The organism is Phenylobacterium sp. T106, assembly GCF_057219735.1.
Genome location: NZ_JBXVWA010000005.1, coordinates 12982 through 27110 on the forward strand (window position 1 = coordinate 12982; position 14129 = coordinate 27110).

Here is a 14129-nt window from a genome sequence, read left to right on the forward strand (position 1 = left end):
CTGACGTCAGTAGTCCTTGCGCCACCGGATCGCGATCCGGTTGCCGGACCCGGCGCGCGTGGTCTGCTGGGCCAGGCGCGAGAGGATCGAGAGGCTCCGGCTGATGCGCCACTCCACCTGGGCCGACGGGCCGCTGCGCCCGCCCCCGGTGAGCTCCAGATAGACGTCGTCCGTCAGGTACTTGCCGCCGGAAACGGTCACGCCGGTCTGCTCGTCGCCGCCGAACGCGAGCCGGTCCAGCCCCGCGAAGGTGCGCAGGTTTCCGATGACGTCGAAGCCCCCGCCCCCCGAGAGCGCGGACAGCGCCGAGGCCAGTTGCGCCGCCTCGACGCCCGAGAGCTGGCTGGCCGAGCGCTCGAACAGCACCTTCGCCAGCACCTCGTCGTCAGGCAGGCTCGGCGAGGACACCAGGGTGATCTCCGGACGGGCCGCCGTCCCGCGGATGCGAACCGTGACGGTCAGCGACGGGACCTCCCGCGTCGCGTCGAGCTGGAGGCGGATGTCCTGTGGGCGCGACGACAGGTAGACGAGGCTGCGGTCGTCGAACTCGAAGCGCTTGCCGGCGAAGTCGTAGTCCCCGCGGACCACGCGCGCCACGCCGGTCAGGTCGGCCCTGGCGGTCGTTCCGCCCACGTGGGCGTCCAGGGAGAGTTCGACGTCGAGGCCACGGCCGCGCAGGAACACCCGGCGCGGGGCCCGCAGCTTGACGTCCAAGGCCCAGCCGTCGCCCCGGCGAACACGCGGGGGCAGCGATGCGGCGAGGTCGGCCGGCCTGTTGATCTCCTTCACGTCCATGGCCACCACGCCGGAAGGCGTAGGCGGTTCGGCGGCGATTTCGGCCTCGTCGATCACGAGGTCGCCGGCCAGCTTCACTTGGCCGTCCGCGCCGCGGTTGATCGTGGCCTGCCCCGAGGCCCGTGCGGTCCCGATCTCGTTGTCGATCAGGCGGAAGCCACGCAGATCGAGCCGGAAGCTCGAGACGCCCTCCCGCGCCAGGCTCACCCGCCCCTGCCCGCTCACCTGGCCGCCACGCCCGTCGACGCCCCGCGCCTCCGTCACATTGACCGAGTCCTCGGTGAAGTCGGCGCGCACCACCACGTCACGCAGCGTGAGGCCGGTGCCTCCGTCGTCGAAGCGCCCGCGCTCCACGCTGACCTGCCCGGTCGCGCGGGGGTTGGCCAGCGTGCCGGCCAGCGCGCCCTCCGTCCGAACCAAACCGGCCAGGGCCCGGTCCCCGCCCACGAGGATGTCGAACAGGGGTCGCACTTCGCCCTCGGCAGAGAAGCGGCCGCGCATGGGCCGCTGCCGCGCGATGGCCACGCGGAACGGCGCCGCGGCGGCCTCGGCCGGCAGAACGAGGTTGGCGCTGGCGCGCAGCCCCTGCGCGTTCGCCGTGGCCACGTCCATGGTGATGGTGTCGCCCGTCAGGCGGGCCTGGAGCGTGCCGTCCATGCCCTGGACGGCCGGCGTGCCCTTGCCGCGCGCGTCCGTGAGCCTCGCTTCGAGCGCGCCATCGAGCCGCGCCCCCTGGCCCTGCAGGCCGAGGGTCGCGTCCACGCGACCGTCGAAGTCGGCGTTGAAGACGTCCAGGCCCATCGCGGCGACGCGGGCGGTGACGTTGGCCCGCTCCCCCCGCCACACGCCGTCGAGATCCAGGCGGCCTCCATCGGGACCCGCCAGCCGCACCCGTGCGGTCCGTTCAGGCCCGCCGAAGCGGAACGCGGCCGTCTCGACGGTGCGAAGGGTCCGAGCGCCGATCGCGCCCTGGCCGTCGAACGCCAGCGTATAGCCGGACGACGCCTCTCCCAGCACGCCGCGGCCGGCGACGCTCCACGCCCCCTGTCCGGAAGCGCCTCGGGCGTCGAGTCCAAAGGGCAGCCGGGCCAGGGGCCCATCGGCCGCGATGCGGGCGCTGCGCACCGTGATGTCCGAGCCCCGCCACCGGAGGTTCTCGCCCTGCAGGTCGAGGTCTGCGCGCGCGGCGCCCGCCGCCCCGATGATGCGGGCCGTTCCGGCGATCCGGCCGGCTTCGATCAGCGCGCCTCGGGTGATCGTCAGCGTGAGGTCCGCGGCCGAGGGGCTGGACTGCCGAAGGCTGAGCGAGCCGGCCGCCTTGACGCCGCCCGCGTCCACCTGCAGGCCCGTCAGGTCGACGCCGCCGCGCGGGAAGCGGAAGTCCGAGCGGGCGCTGGCCGGTCCATAGGCCGTGGAGGCGTTGAGGGCCACCGCGCCGCTCGATCCGTCCGGCCGCCGCTCGAACGTGAGCAGCAGCCGGGCGTCCGTCATCGGCAGCCGCGGAACGTCCAGCTGCGGCACGCTGGCGGCCAGTTCGAGACGCGGCTGCGCCACCGTTCCCGTCACGTCGCCGGTCCCGCGGACCCGTCCCGTGATCTCGACCGGACCCGCCCGGAGGGGGCCCGTCGCCGTCCAGTCCGCCTTGAAGGCCAGGCTGCGATCCCCGCCCATGACGCCCGCGACGTTCGCCTCGAGCGCGGCGCCGCTCAAGGACGCCCTGGCCACGTCGAGACGGCCGGCCTGCCAGCCTGCTTCCAGCTGCACCCGCGGCGTTCGCCCGACCAGGCGATCGAGTTCGGCCAGGCCAACGGCGAACCCCTGGCCTCTCGCGTCCAGCCTGAAGGTCCAGGGCGCCTCGGCGCGCGCCTGGGCCGCCCGCCACGAGAGCTTCGCCCCGCCGGACGCACCCAGCCGCGCCTCGCTCAGGTTCGACACGTCCGCCTCGCCATCCAGGGTGAGCGCGCCCAGGAGGCTTCGTCCGCCGCTGGCGCGCACCTTCAGGCCGCGTCCCGATAGGTCGAACCGACGCAGCATCTGCTGGCCGTTGGCGAGCCGCGCCGCCTCCAGGCGGACCGACGGCGTCGCGCCCAGGAAGGTGGCGACGAAGCCCTGTCCGCGGCCGCCGGCGCCGGTCAGCCCAGCCTCCAGGTCGTAGGCCCCGCGGCGACGGCTCAACGCCACCGGCCCCGACACCCGCGCAAGGCCGTAGCCCCCCAAGGCGACGTCGTCGGCCGCGGCTGAGCCCTCGAACGCCCAGTCAGCGCCGCTCATGTCGAGAACGCCGGCGATACGCGCGGGTCCGGCCTCTGGTCCTGGGACGAGGCGCGAGAGCGACGGCGCATCGGCCTCCAGCCGGACGCGGCTGAGACGCCGCTTGCCCAGGTCGCCCGGCCCCCAGGCGTGCACCTGCAGGCCCTCGGACCTCAGCTTGAGATCGAGGGCGAAGACCCCGGGCGCCGTCCGACGTCCGGCCAGGCCAAAGCGAACCTCCTCGCCCAGCCGCTGCGCAAGGCCGCGGGTCAGCTCCGAAGCGCCGAGCTGCAGCCGTCCGCCGGCCTGCCCTCCGGCCGGCGTCCACGCGCCGCGCGCCACGAGCGGGGCTCGCGCGCCCGACGTGGCCGTCGCCGTGAACTCGCCCTTCGACAACGTGCCCCCTGCGCGGACGTCGAGGCGGAACGGGACGTCGGGAGGGAGTCCCAGCGCGCCCGCGATGGCGCCGCCCCTCGCCTCCCTCGCCTGCGCCACGACCCGGAGCGGCCCCGTCCCGCCGAGCGCCAGGTCCAGATCGAGATGGTCCCCGGGGTGCAGGACGCTTTCGGCCGCAAGCGTCGCCCGCCGTCCGCCGAGCCTTTCGATGTCGAGGCCGAGTACAACGTCGTAGACGCCGCGCTCGTAGCTGAAGCCCGGCTCCAGGATGAGCCGCGTCGTGGCCTTGTCGATGTCGAAGGAGACGGGGAGACCGCGGTCCTTGCCCTTGGGCGTGAGCGTCGGCCTGCGGATCACCCGGACCGAGGCCGCCTCGATCAGGTCCGCATCGAAGCGCCGCCGGAAAAGTTCGAGATAGCGCCACGTGACGTGGACGTCCCTGGCATCGAGCCACACGCCCTTCTCATCCCGGATCGTGACGCGCCGGGCCCGGACATCACGCCATATGTCGCCGGAGAGCCCTTCGACCTTCAGCCGGCCCAGACGTCCGATCTTGAGGCCATCGGTCCTCGCCTCGATGAGGTGGCGGACCTGGGGCAGCAGGACCCCGTACCGTGTCGACGCCACGACCGCCGCCAGGACCGCCAGCAGCGCGAGCGCCGCCAGCAGCACCGTCCTGCGAAGGGGAAGGCGCCGCCGGGTCGCGGGGGCCGTCGCAGGCGTGTCGTCCGCGCCGCTCAAAAGCTCTGTCCGATCGAGAGGTAGATCTGGAACGGCGCCTCGCCGCGACGGCGGGCCACCGGCGTGGCCAGGTCCACCCGGATCGGCGCGAAGCCGAGGTTGTAGCGGACGCCGATGCCGGCGCCGACGGCGGCGTCGCCGAGGTCGACGACGTTGGACGAGCCGACCGCGCCGGCGTCGACGAAGAGCGCCACGCCCCAGCGCTCGGTCAGGTCGCGGCGCACTTCCAGGGAGGACTCGAAGAGGAAGACGCCCCCGCGGGGCGTGTTGTCGGCGAGCCGCGGTCCGACCGCCTGGTACGGGAAGCCGCGCACGGACCCGCCGCCGCCGGCATAGAAGCGCTGAGAGGCCGGGATCTGGTCCACCGTTCCGTTGACGATGCGGCCGAGGCGCAGGCGCGCGGCCACGACGGTGTCCGCCTCCTTGTCGAGCGGCAGGTAGTAGGATCCCTGGGCCACCGCGCGCAGGTAAGGCAGGTTGGTGTCGCCCACGATGAGCGTCGGCTCGAGGCGCGCCGACAGCCGCCAGCCGGAGGTCGGATCCAGGGGGTCGTTGGACCGGTCCAGCAGGACGTCGCCGAGCAGCGCCGCCGTGACCAGCCGGCGACCCACGTTGCTGAGGGTCCCGGCGGTCTTCTCGTCCGACTTCGTGGCGTCGAGGGAGACCCCCGCCGTGACGTACGACGTCCGGCCGTAGCGCCGCGTGACATCGGCGCGGAGACCCAGGCCGTCCTCGTTGTAGGCGTCGGTCTCGAGGCGATAGACCGACGCGCCCATCCGCAGCGTCTGCTGCGGCCTGCGCCAGTGCGGGAGGGCGAGATCCGCCTCGACCCTGGAATCCCGATCGGAGACCTGGCCGAACAGCGACAGCGTGTCCGCCCGGCGGAGGCGGTTGTAGTGCGTCCAGCGCGCGTTCACGCCGATCCCGTCCGAGGTGGCGTAGCTGGCGCCCGCCTCGATCGTCCGCGGCTTCCGCTCGGCCAGGCTCACGACCACCGGCCGCAGGCCTGCCGCCGACGTCTTGTCCGGGGGCGCCAGCGCGACGGTCACCGAGTCGTAGACGCCGGCGTCCAGCAACCGCCGCTCCAGTTCGGCGACATCGTCGGGATCGTAGGGTTCGCCGGCGTTCCAGGGCGCAAGCCGCCGCAGCCAGTCGGGGTTTGTGCGTCCGCCCTGGGCGATGTCGAGCCCGTCGAGGCGAACCAGCGGCCCGGAGGCGATCCGGTAGGTGGGCCGCATGGTGTGGTCGGCATGGTCGACGATCACCTCGCGCGGCTCGGCCTGGGCGTCGGCGTACCCGCGCTGCTGCACCGCGGCCAGGATCCGGCCCTCGGCGGCGATGACGTCGATCGCTCGCGCCGGGATGCCGGGATGCTCGAAGCCGATCACCGCGCGCGCCTCCGCCTGGACCTCGGCCTCGGGCGGAGTCCCCTGCCAGGCGATGTCCGCGGACCCGATGGCGAAGCGCGGGCCGGGGTCGATCCTCACCACCGGGTGCGGCGGCTCGGCTTCGGTCACGTCGGGCTCGACGCTGTAGGCGTAGTAGCCTTCCGACCGCAGCACGGCGATGGCGTCCTCGGCCGCCGTCCGCGCGCGGCGGCGCGCCTCGAAGCGGTTCTCGATGGGGCGGTCGGCATCCCCGATCGCCTGCCGGACGGCCGCGCGGAGGTTGGGCTCAAGGTCGCCTTCGACCTGCGCGCGAGGCTCGGCATGGGCAGGCGCGGAGGGTGCGCAGATCACCGCCGTGGCGGCGACGGCGGTGAGCAGTCGACCCAAAACCAGTCCTCGTGTCTCGCCCCGCCCGCGGGTGTAGCGGCGCGGTTCCGGCCTGTCACCCGCCTCCTCGAACGGGCGCCCAAATCCTGGGCAGTCGCACGCCGGGGCGGCGCGTCCTGACGATTTTCCCCTCGCGGCTTCCGAGCGGGCCGTAAGCGTCCTACAGATCAGGAACGGAAGGTCGGCGGCGGGGTGGAATCGATCGTGAGCGTCAGGCGCGACGAGGCGGAAGCGGCCACAGAGCTACCGGCGAGCCCCTATGACGAGATGCTGACCCCGCGCGGCGAGGTGCGGCCGCACTACGCGGCGCTGTCGGCGCGCCTGTCGACGCTCTCGCCCGACGAACTCGCCGAGCGCCAGAAGACCCAGGAGCGGTTCTTCCTGCTCCAGGGCATCACCTTCACCGTCTACGGCGCCGAGAGCTCCACGGAACGGATCATCCCCACCGACATCCTGCCCCGGATCATCCCGGCCGCTGAATGGGCGAAGATCGAGAAGGGCCTGACCCAGCGCCTGCAGGCCCTGAACATGTTCCTCGCCGACATCTATTCCGAGCAGCAGATCCTGATGGACGGGGTCGTGCCGCGAGAACTCGTCCTGCAGGCGCCCAGCTACCGGCGCGAGATGCAGAACCTGTACGTCCCCCACAAGGCGTACGCGAACGTCTGCGGTTCGGACCTCATCCGCCAGCCGTCGGGCGAGTTCGCGGTGCTGGAGGACAACCTGCGGGTTCCGTCCGGCGTCTCGTACATGCTCGCGAACCGCGAGGCGTCGAAGCGGGTGTTTCCCGGCACGTTCCGCGGCGCCGGCGTCCGCTCGATCGACCGCTATCCCGACCTGCTGCTGGCGACCCTCAAGAGCATGGCGTCCGACTGGCGGCCGGACCCCCAGGTCGTGGTGCTGACGCCCGGCGTCTACAACTCGGCCTACTACGAGCACGCCTACTTGGCCCGGCTGATGGGGGCGCCGCTAGTCGAGGGCCGCGACCTCGTGGTGCATGACAACATGGTCTACATGCGCACCACCACCGGGCTGCGCCGGATCGACGTGATCTACCGCCGCGTGGACGACGACTTCATCGACCCCCTGACCTTCCGGCGCGATTCCAGCCTCGGCGCGGCGGGGCTGTTCAACGCCTACCGCGCGGGGAACGTGGTGATCTGCAACGCGCCCGGCACCGGCGTGGCCGACGACAAGGCGGTCTACGCCTACGTCCCGGAGATCATCAAATACTACCTCGGCGAGGACGCGATCCTGCCGAACATCGAGACCTTCCTCTGCCGCGAACCGTCGCAGCTCAGCCACGTGCTCGCGAACCTCGACAAGTTCGTCGTCAAGGCGGTGGGCGCGTCGGGCGGATACGGCATGCTGGTCGGGCCGCACTCCACCAAGGCGCAGCAGGACGCCTTCGCCGAGGCGCTGCGGGCGGATCCGAACAACTACATCGCCCAGCCCACGATCCAGCTCTCCACCGCCCCCTGCCTGGTCGATCACGCCGTGGAGCCGCGGCACGTCGACCTGCGCCCGTTCATCCTGTCCGGGGAGAAGATCGTGGTCACCCCGGGGGCTCTCACCCGCGTGGCGCTCAAGAAGGGCTCGCTTGTGGTCAACTCCAGCCAGGGCGGCGGCTCGAAGGACACCTGGGTCCTGTCCGAGCCCCGCGGGGAGCGCTAAGCCCATGATGCTCGCGCGGGTGGCGGACAGCCTCTACTGGATCGGCCGGTACGTGGAGCGCGCCGAGCACATGTGCCGGCTTTCGGACGTGATGCTCAACGCGACGCTCGACCGCTCCGAGGCGGCGACCCAGGTGGCGCGCATCGCCCTCGCCGCCGTGGGCGACCCCGACGCGGCGAAGGCGAAGAACCCCTATGACGCGGCGCTGGCCCTGGCGCTGGACCGCGAGGACACCGGATCGATCTACTCGTCCGTCGCGCGAGCCCGGGAGAACGCCCGCCAGGTGCGGGACCAGATCACCACCGAAACGTGGGAGCGGCTCAACCTCATCTACCTGCGCATGAACGACGCCGAGGCCGCCCACTCGTTCGCCGAGGGCTCGCAGCAGTTCCTGCACGACACCATCGCGGACCTGCACCTGTTCAAGGGCGCCGGCGACGCCACCATGAGCCACGGCGAGGGCTGGAGCTTCCTGCTGCTGGGCGTCTACCTGGAGCGCGCCCAGCTGATCGGCGCCCTGCTCGAGGTGGTGTTCGGCGAGGATCGCCGGCGCCGCCCGATCTCGGACCATTTCGCGCTCACCAACGTCCTGCGCATGGGCTGCGCCCTGGAGCCCTACCTGCGGGTCTACACCGCCGAGATCCAGCCCCGCTTCATCCTGCAGTTCCTCACCCTCGACGAGGATTTCCCGCGGTCGATCCGCTTCTGCACGGACCAGATCGAACAGCACCTGTCGGCCATCATCCGCCACGCCGGGCTCGCCGGCCGCGTCGGCCCCGACCGCCTGGCGGGCCGCCTGCGCGCACGGCTGCAGTACGCGGACATGAGCGACCTGGAGAACGAGGGCGCCAGCGCCTTCCTGAAGACCGTCCTGGACGAGTGCTCGGCCATCCACCGCAGCCTCTACGACGCCTTCGTCGCCTACCCGCTCGAAGACCGGCTTCCGGCGTAAGGAGAAGTCCCCTGCTCCTAGAGACCCGCCACATCACCCAGTACCGCTACGCCTCGCCCGTCCGCGAGAGCGTCATGGAGGTCTGGATGCAGCCCCAGCAGTCGGCGCGCCAGCGTCTGGTCCGGTTCGATCTGGAGATCGATCCGCCGACCCAGGTGTTCAGCTACGCCGACAGCTTCGGCAACGCCGTCTACCATTTCGACGTCCCGCAACCGCACGACCTGCTGACGATCACCGCTCGCTCCGCCGTGGAGACGCAGCCGCCGGCGCCCCTGCCCGACAGCCTGGACATGGGCGAGTGGGATCGTCTGCGCTCCGAGTTCCTGCGCGGCGAGAACTTCGACTTCCTGAACCCGCACGGCTTCGCCCGGGAGACCGAGGCCCTGCGGGTCTACGAGAACGACCACGACATCGCGGCGCTTCGCCGGAAGGATCCGCTGACGGCGCTTCGGGCGCTCAACAGCACCATCTATGAGAGCTTCGGCTACGAGGCCGGCGTCACGCGAGCCGACAGCCCCATCGACGACGTGCTGAAGGCGCGCAAAGGGGTCTGCCAGGACTTCGTGCACGTGATGCTCGCCATCCTGCGCTCCTGGGGCGTCCCGGCGCGCTACGTGTCCGGGTACCTCTTCACGGACCGCAAGCACGGCGACCGCTCGGACCCCGATGCGACCCATGCCTGGGTCGAGGCGTTCCTGCCCAGCCTGCGCTGGGTCGGCTTCGATCCCACCAACAACTCCGAGGTCACGGAACGGCACATCGCCTGCGCGATCGGGCGGGACTATTCGGACGTGCCGCCCTCGCGCGGGGTCTACAAGGGCCAGTCCGAGAGCGCGCTGGCGGTCGGCGTCCGCGTCAGCAAGGCGCGCGCAGCCCTCGCCGAACCCGAATTCCTGCGGGTGACCCGCCCGATGCGCGGCGGAACCGCCCACCGCCAGGCGACCAGCGGCGCCGCGCGCGAGCACCAGCAACGCCTGCACCAGATGCAGCAGCAACAGCAGCAGTAGCCGAGGGGCGCTGCGGCGGGAGAGCGCTCTTGCGACGACGCTCTGACCCGCCGTCCTGAACGGGGCCCGGAATGGGCGCGCCGGTGGGCCGTCGTAGCCCGCCGCAGCAGTGCGAAGATAGCGACCGCCGCCGGCCTGCGCGAGAGGCGCTCAGAGCTTGGGACGGTCTTCCAGTTCGCGGCCCGTGATCTGGTAATGCACCAACTCGGCGATGTTGGTGGCGTGGTCGCCGATGCGCTCGAGGTTCTTGGCGATGAACAGGAGGTGCGCCCAGTCGCCCGCGCTCTGGCCTCCGGCGCTCATGCCCTGGATCAGGTCGGCAAGCACCTGCTCGTGCCGCTCGTCGATGTCGGTGTCCTTGAGCCAGACGGAATAGGCGCCCTGGGCGTCCCCGGCCCGGAAGGCGTCCACCACGGCGGCCAGCCGCTCCGCCGAGAGCTCGCCCAGCCCGACGATGGAGGCCACGAGACCCGGCGGCGGCGAGGCTTCCATCCGGAGCACGCGCTTGGCGATGTTCTTCCCGAGGTCCCCGACGCGTTCGAGCTGCATGGCGATCTTCATCGCCGCGATGGGCCGGCGCAGGTCGTCGGCCATGGGCTGGCGCAACGCGATGAAGCGGATCGCGCGCTTCTCGATCTCCGCGTCCTGGATGTCCAGCGCGTCGTCGCCCCGGACGACCTTGCCCGCGAGGTCGAGATCCCGGCGCACGAAGACGTCGAGCGCGGCCCGCACCTGGCTGACCGCCAGGTCGCCCATGGCGGCGATGCCGTGGGTCATGGCGCCCAGGTCGGAGTCGACGGCTCTGAGGGTGTGCTCCATCGGGGCCTCCTAGCCGAACCGGCCGGTGATGTAGTCGCGGCAGCGGGCCGTGACCGGGTTGGTGAAGACCTGCTCCGTCTCGCCGAACTCCACCAGCTTGCCCAGGTACATGAAGCCGGTGTGGTCCGAGAGGCGGGCGGCCTGGCCCATGTTGTGGGTGACGATCACGATCGTGTAGTCGCGCTTCAGCTCGGCGATGGTCTCCTCGAGCTTGGCCGTGGAGATCGGGTCGAGCGCCGAGGCGGGCTCGTCGAGAAGCAGCACCTCGGGACGGACGGCGATGCCGCGGGCCACGCACAGCCGCTGCTGCTGGCCGCCAGAGAGCGACAGGCCGCTCTCTTTCAGCTTGTCCTTCACCTCCTCCCAGAGGGCCGCACGGCGAAGGCTGTCCTCGACGCGCGCGTCCATGTCCGCGCGGGAGAGCCTCTCGTAGAGGCGCACGCCGTAGGCCACGTTCTCGTAGATCGACATCGGGAACGGTGTCGGCTTCTGGAACACCATGCCCACCCGGGCGCGGAGGGTCGCCACGTCGACCCGCGACGACAGGACATCCTCGCCGTCCAGGAGCACCTGGCCCGCAGCCTTCTGGCCTGGATAGAGGCTGTACATGCGGTTCAGCACGCGCAGCAGGGTGGACTTTCCGCAGCCCGAGGGTCCGATGAGCGCGGTGACGGCCTTCTCGGCGAACGAGACCGTGACGTCGAACAGGGCCTGCTTCGAGCCGTAGTAGAAGTCGAGGTTCTGCACCGTCAGCTTCACCGTCTCGGGCGGAAGCTGCAGGACCGCGGTCTCGGGCGGGGCTTCGATCTGCGTGTTCATGAGCGGGTCTTTTCCCGGGCGAGGATACGCGCGATCACGGTCACCGACAGCACCGTCGCAGCAATGAGCAGCGCCCCGGCCCAGGCCAGGCGGCGCCAGTCGTCATAGGCCGAGAGCGCGAAGTTGAAGATCACGACCGGCAGGTTGGCCGTGGGCTTGGTCAGGTCCAGGCTGAGGAACTGGTTGTTGAGCGCGGTGAAGAGCAGCGGCGCGGTTTCGCCCGAGATCCGGGCGAAGGCCAGCAGCGCGCCCGTCAGCATCCCGGCGCGCGCCGACTTCCAGATCACCGCGAAGATCGTGCGCCATACGGGCGCGCCGAGCGCCACGCTCGCTTCCCGCAGCGCCTTGGGCTGCAGGCGAAGGACGTCCTCGGTCGTGCGCGTGATGACAGGGGCTGCGATCAGCCCGAGGGCGGCCGCGCCGGCGAGGCCGGAGAAGCCTTTGAACGGGAAGACCAGGATCTCGTAGATGAAGAGGCCGACCAGGATCGACGGCGCCGACAGCAGCACGTCGTTCAGGAAGCGGATCACCTTCCCGTAGAGGCTGTCGCGGGCGTACTCGGACAGCCACGTTCCCGCGAGGAAGCCGATGACGACGGCGCCGACCATGGCGACGGCGCACATCATGAGCGAGCCCAGGATGGCGTTCAGCAGTCCGCCCTCCGAACCCGGCGCCGGCGTGGACTTGGTGAACAGGTCGAGGTCCAGGCCGCCGCTGTCGGGATCGATGAAGCCGCTCAGGCCCTGGCTCAGCAGGGACCACAGGATCGCCGCCAGCGCGACGAGCGCGACGACCGTCGCAACCCAGCAGAACACCAGGAACGCACCCTGGGCCAGGCGGCGCGACAGACGGGGCGTAGCGGTCGTGCTCACAGGTTCGCCTGCCGGCCGATGAGGATCCGGGCCAGGGCCAGGACCGCGAAGGTGATGACGAAGAGGACGAAGCCCAGCGCGATCAGCGAGGCCGAATGCAGGCCTGGAGGCGCTTCGGCGAACTCGTTCGCGATGGTCGAGGCGATCGTCGAGCCCGATGCGAAGATCGACGTCGGGAAGCCGTGCGCGTTCCCGATGATGAAGGTCACGGCCATGGTCTCGCCGAGCGCGCGGCCCAGGCCCAGCATCACCGCGCCGATGGCGCCGGTGCGGATGTAGGGCAGGCTCACCTTCCGGATCACCTCGAACGTCGTCGAGCCCAGGCCGTAGGCGCTTTCACGCACCTGCGCCGGGATCGTGAGCATGAGCTCGCGCAAGGTGGCGGCGATGAACGGGAGGATCATGATCGCCAGGATGATCGACGCGGTCAGGATGCCCGCGCCGTTGGGCACGCCCGTGGTGAGCTTCTCCCAGAAGCTGCCCGGCTCGGCCGACATCATGATCGGCATCTGGACGTGCTTGGCGAACCAGGGGGCGAACACGAAGAGGCCCCACATGCCGTAGACGATCGAAGGGATCCCGGCGAGCAGCTCGACCGCCGTGCCGATCGGCCGCCGCAGGACCGGGGGGCAGAGCTCCACCAGGAAGATGGCGATCCCCAGGGCGAGCGGCAGCGCGATCAGCAGTGCGATGGCCGACGTCACGAGGGTGCCGGTCACCGCACCGGCGGCGCCGTAGACGTCGCGCACCGGATCCCAGGTGGCGGTCGTGAAGAACCGCAGGCCGAAGGCCTCGAACGCCGGCCAGCCGCCGATCGCCAGCGACACCACCAGGCCGCCGAGCGCGGTCAGCAGGAAGGTCGCCGCGGTGAAGCAGAGGATCTCGAAGGCGCGATCGAAGCCGGCGCCCTTGGCCGATCGCCGCCGCGGCGTGGCCGCGGCGGAGGTCTCCGCGGCGAGAGTCATTGGGCGGCGGGCGTGAAGACCGGCTTGCCGTCGGGGCCGAGGATCTCGGCCCAGCTCTGCCGCACGCGCTGCTTCAGCTCGGCCGGAAGGGGCACGTAGGCCAGTTCGTTCGCCGATGCGTCACCCTTGCTGTAGGCCCAGTCGACGAAGCTGAGGACCGACTTGCCCGTCGCCGCGTCCGCCTGCGCCTTGTGCATCAGGACGAAGGTGGCGCCCGTGATCGGCCAAGTGCCCTGCCCCGGCTGGTTGATCAGCAGGAGGTAGAAGCCCGGGGCCTTGCTCCAGTCCGCGCCGGCAGCGGCCGCCGCGAAGCTCTCCGCGGTCGGCGCCACGAACTGGCCGGCGGCGTTCCGCAGGCTGGCCGTGGGCATGCCGTTCTGCTTGGCGAAGGCGTATTCGACGTAGCCGATCGCGCCCGGGGTCTGCTTCACGTATCCGGCGACCCCGTCATTGCCCTTGCCGCCCTGCCCCGTCGGCCAGGCGATGGCGTCGTTGGCTCCGACCGCCGCCCACTGAGGCGCGGCCGCCGTGAGGTAGCTGGTGAAGAGGAAGCTGGTGCCCGAGCCGTCGGACCGGTGCACGACGGTGATCGGCAGGTTCGGCAGCTTCAGGCCCGGGTTCACGGCGGCGATCGCCGGATCCGTCCATCTGGCGACCTTGCCGAGGTAGATGTCCGCCAGCAGCGGGCCGGTGAGCTTCAGCTGCCCGTTCTGCACGCCCGGCAGATTCACGATCGGCACGACGCCGCCGATCACCGTGGGGAACTGCACCAGGCCCGCCTCGGCCAGTTCCTCGGGCTTCAGCGGCTTGTCGCTCGCCCCGAAGGCCACGGTCTTGGCCTTGATCTGCTTGATGCCGCCGCCGGAACCGATGGCCTGGTAGTTCAGCGTCAGGCCGGTCTCCGCGCGCTGCTGCTCGGCCCACTTCGCATAGAGCGGCGCCGGGAAGGTGGCGCCCGCGCCGGCGATCTGCGCGCCGGCGGCCGGCGCGCCGGCCTTGTCGGACTGCCCACACGCGGCCAGGGCCAGGCAGGCGGCCAGGCCCAGAACGATCTTGCGGATCAC

The 14129-nt window shown here is 71.3% G+C and carries 10 protein-coding genes; 3 read left to right on the forward strand and 7 right to left on the reverse strand.

The window, feature by feature from the left end:
• Positions 1-6: 6 nt before the first annotated feature.
• On the reverse strand, positions 7-4182 hold the full coding sequence (locus tag AC2D8W_RS12810; RefSeq protein WP_484671865.1) for a translocation/assembly module TamB domain-containing protein: 4176 nt from the start codon (positions 4180-4182) through the stop codon (positions 7-9).
• Positions 4179-5957, reverse strand: a complete 1779-nt coding sequence (locus AC2D8W_RS12815) for an autotransporter assembly complex protein TamA (RefSeq protein ID WP_484671866.1) — start codon at positions 5955-5957, stop codon at positions 4179-4181. The genes AC2D8W_RS12810 and AC2D8W_RS12815 overlap by 4 nt, the downstream gene beginning before the upstream one ends.
• A 267-nt stretch (positions 5958-6224) precedes the next feature.
• Between AC2D8W_RS12815 and AC2D8W_RS12820 the strand changes: the two genes are divergently transcribed.
• Genes AC2D8W_RS12820 through AC2D8W_RS12830 form a run of 3 tightly spaced genes read left to right on the forward strand, consistent with a single transcriptional unit; the run spans position 6225 to position 9590 of the window.
• A complete protein-coding gene (locus AC2D8W_RS12820) occupies positions 6225-7631 on the forward strand; it encodes a circularly permuted type 2 ATP-grasp protein (protein WP_367118749.1) in 1407 nt (468 codons plus the stop codon).
• Between the two features lie 4 nt (positions 7632-7635).
• Positions 7636-8583, forward strand: a complete 948-nt coding sequence (locus AC2D8W_RS12825) for an alpha-E domain-containing protein (protein ID WP_293482633.1) — start codon at positions 7636-7638, stop codon at positions 8581-8583.
• Positions 8584-8615: 32 nt separating this feature from the next.
• Positions 8616-9590, forward strand: coding sequence for a transglutaminase family protein (locus tag AC2D8W_RS12830; protein WP_484672083.1), 975 nt, complete (start codon positions 8616-8618; stop codon positions 9588-9590).
• Positions 9591-9740: 150 nt separating this feature from the next.
• Here AC2D8W_RS12830 and phoU read toward each other — a convergent pair whose 3' ends face one another.
• From phoU to pstS, 5 genes are read right to left on the reverse strand one after another with little or no spacing between them, the layout of a single operon-like run.
• Complete coding sequence (gene phoU, locus AC2D8W_RS12835) at positions 9741-10409, reverse strand: phosphate signaling complex protein PhoU (protein ID WP_484671867.1); 669 nt, start codon at positions 10407-10409, stop codon at positions 9741-9743.
• 9 nt (positions 10410-10418) lie between these two features.
• Positions 10419-11228 (reverse strand): phosphate ABC transporter ATP-binding protein PstB, encoded by an 810-nt coding sequence (gene pstB / locus AC2D8W_RS12840; protein WP_293482665.1) that lies wholly within the window; start codon positions 11226-11228, stop codon positions 10419-10421.
• Positions 11225-12100, reverse strand: coding sequence for a phosphate ABC transporter permease PstA (gene pstA, locus AC2D8W_RS12845; RefSeq protein WP_293482667.1), 876 nt, complete (start codon positions 12098-12100; stop codon positions 11225-11227). Before pstA ends, pstB begins: the two co-directional genes overlap by 4 nt.
• Positions 12097-13065 carry a phosphate ABC transporter permease subunit PstC gene (gene pstC / locus AC2D8W_RS12850; protein ID WP_293482669.1) on the reverse strand — a complete coding sequence of 323 codons (969 nt, stop codon included), beginning with the start codon at positions 13063-13065 and terminating at the stop codon, positions 12097-12099. The genes pstA and pstC overlap by 4 nt, the downstream gene beginning before the upstream one ends.
• Entirely contained in the window at positions 13062-14129 is a 1068-nt protein-coding gene (gene pstS, locus AC2D8W_RS12855) for a phosphate ABC transporter substrate-binding protein PstS (protein WP_484671868.1), read from the reverse strand. Before pstS ends, pstC begins: the two co-directional genes overlap by 4 nt.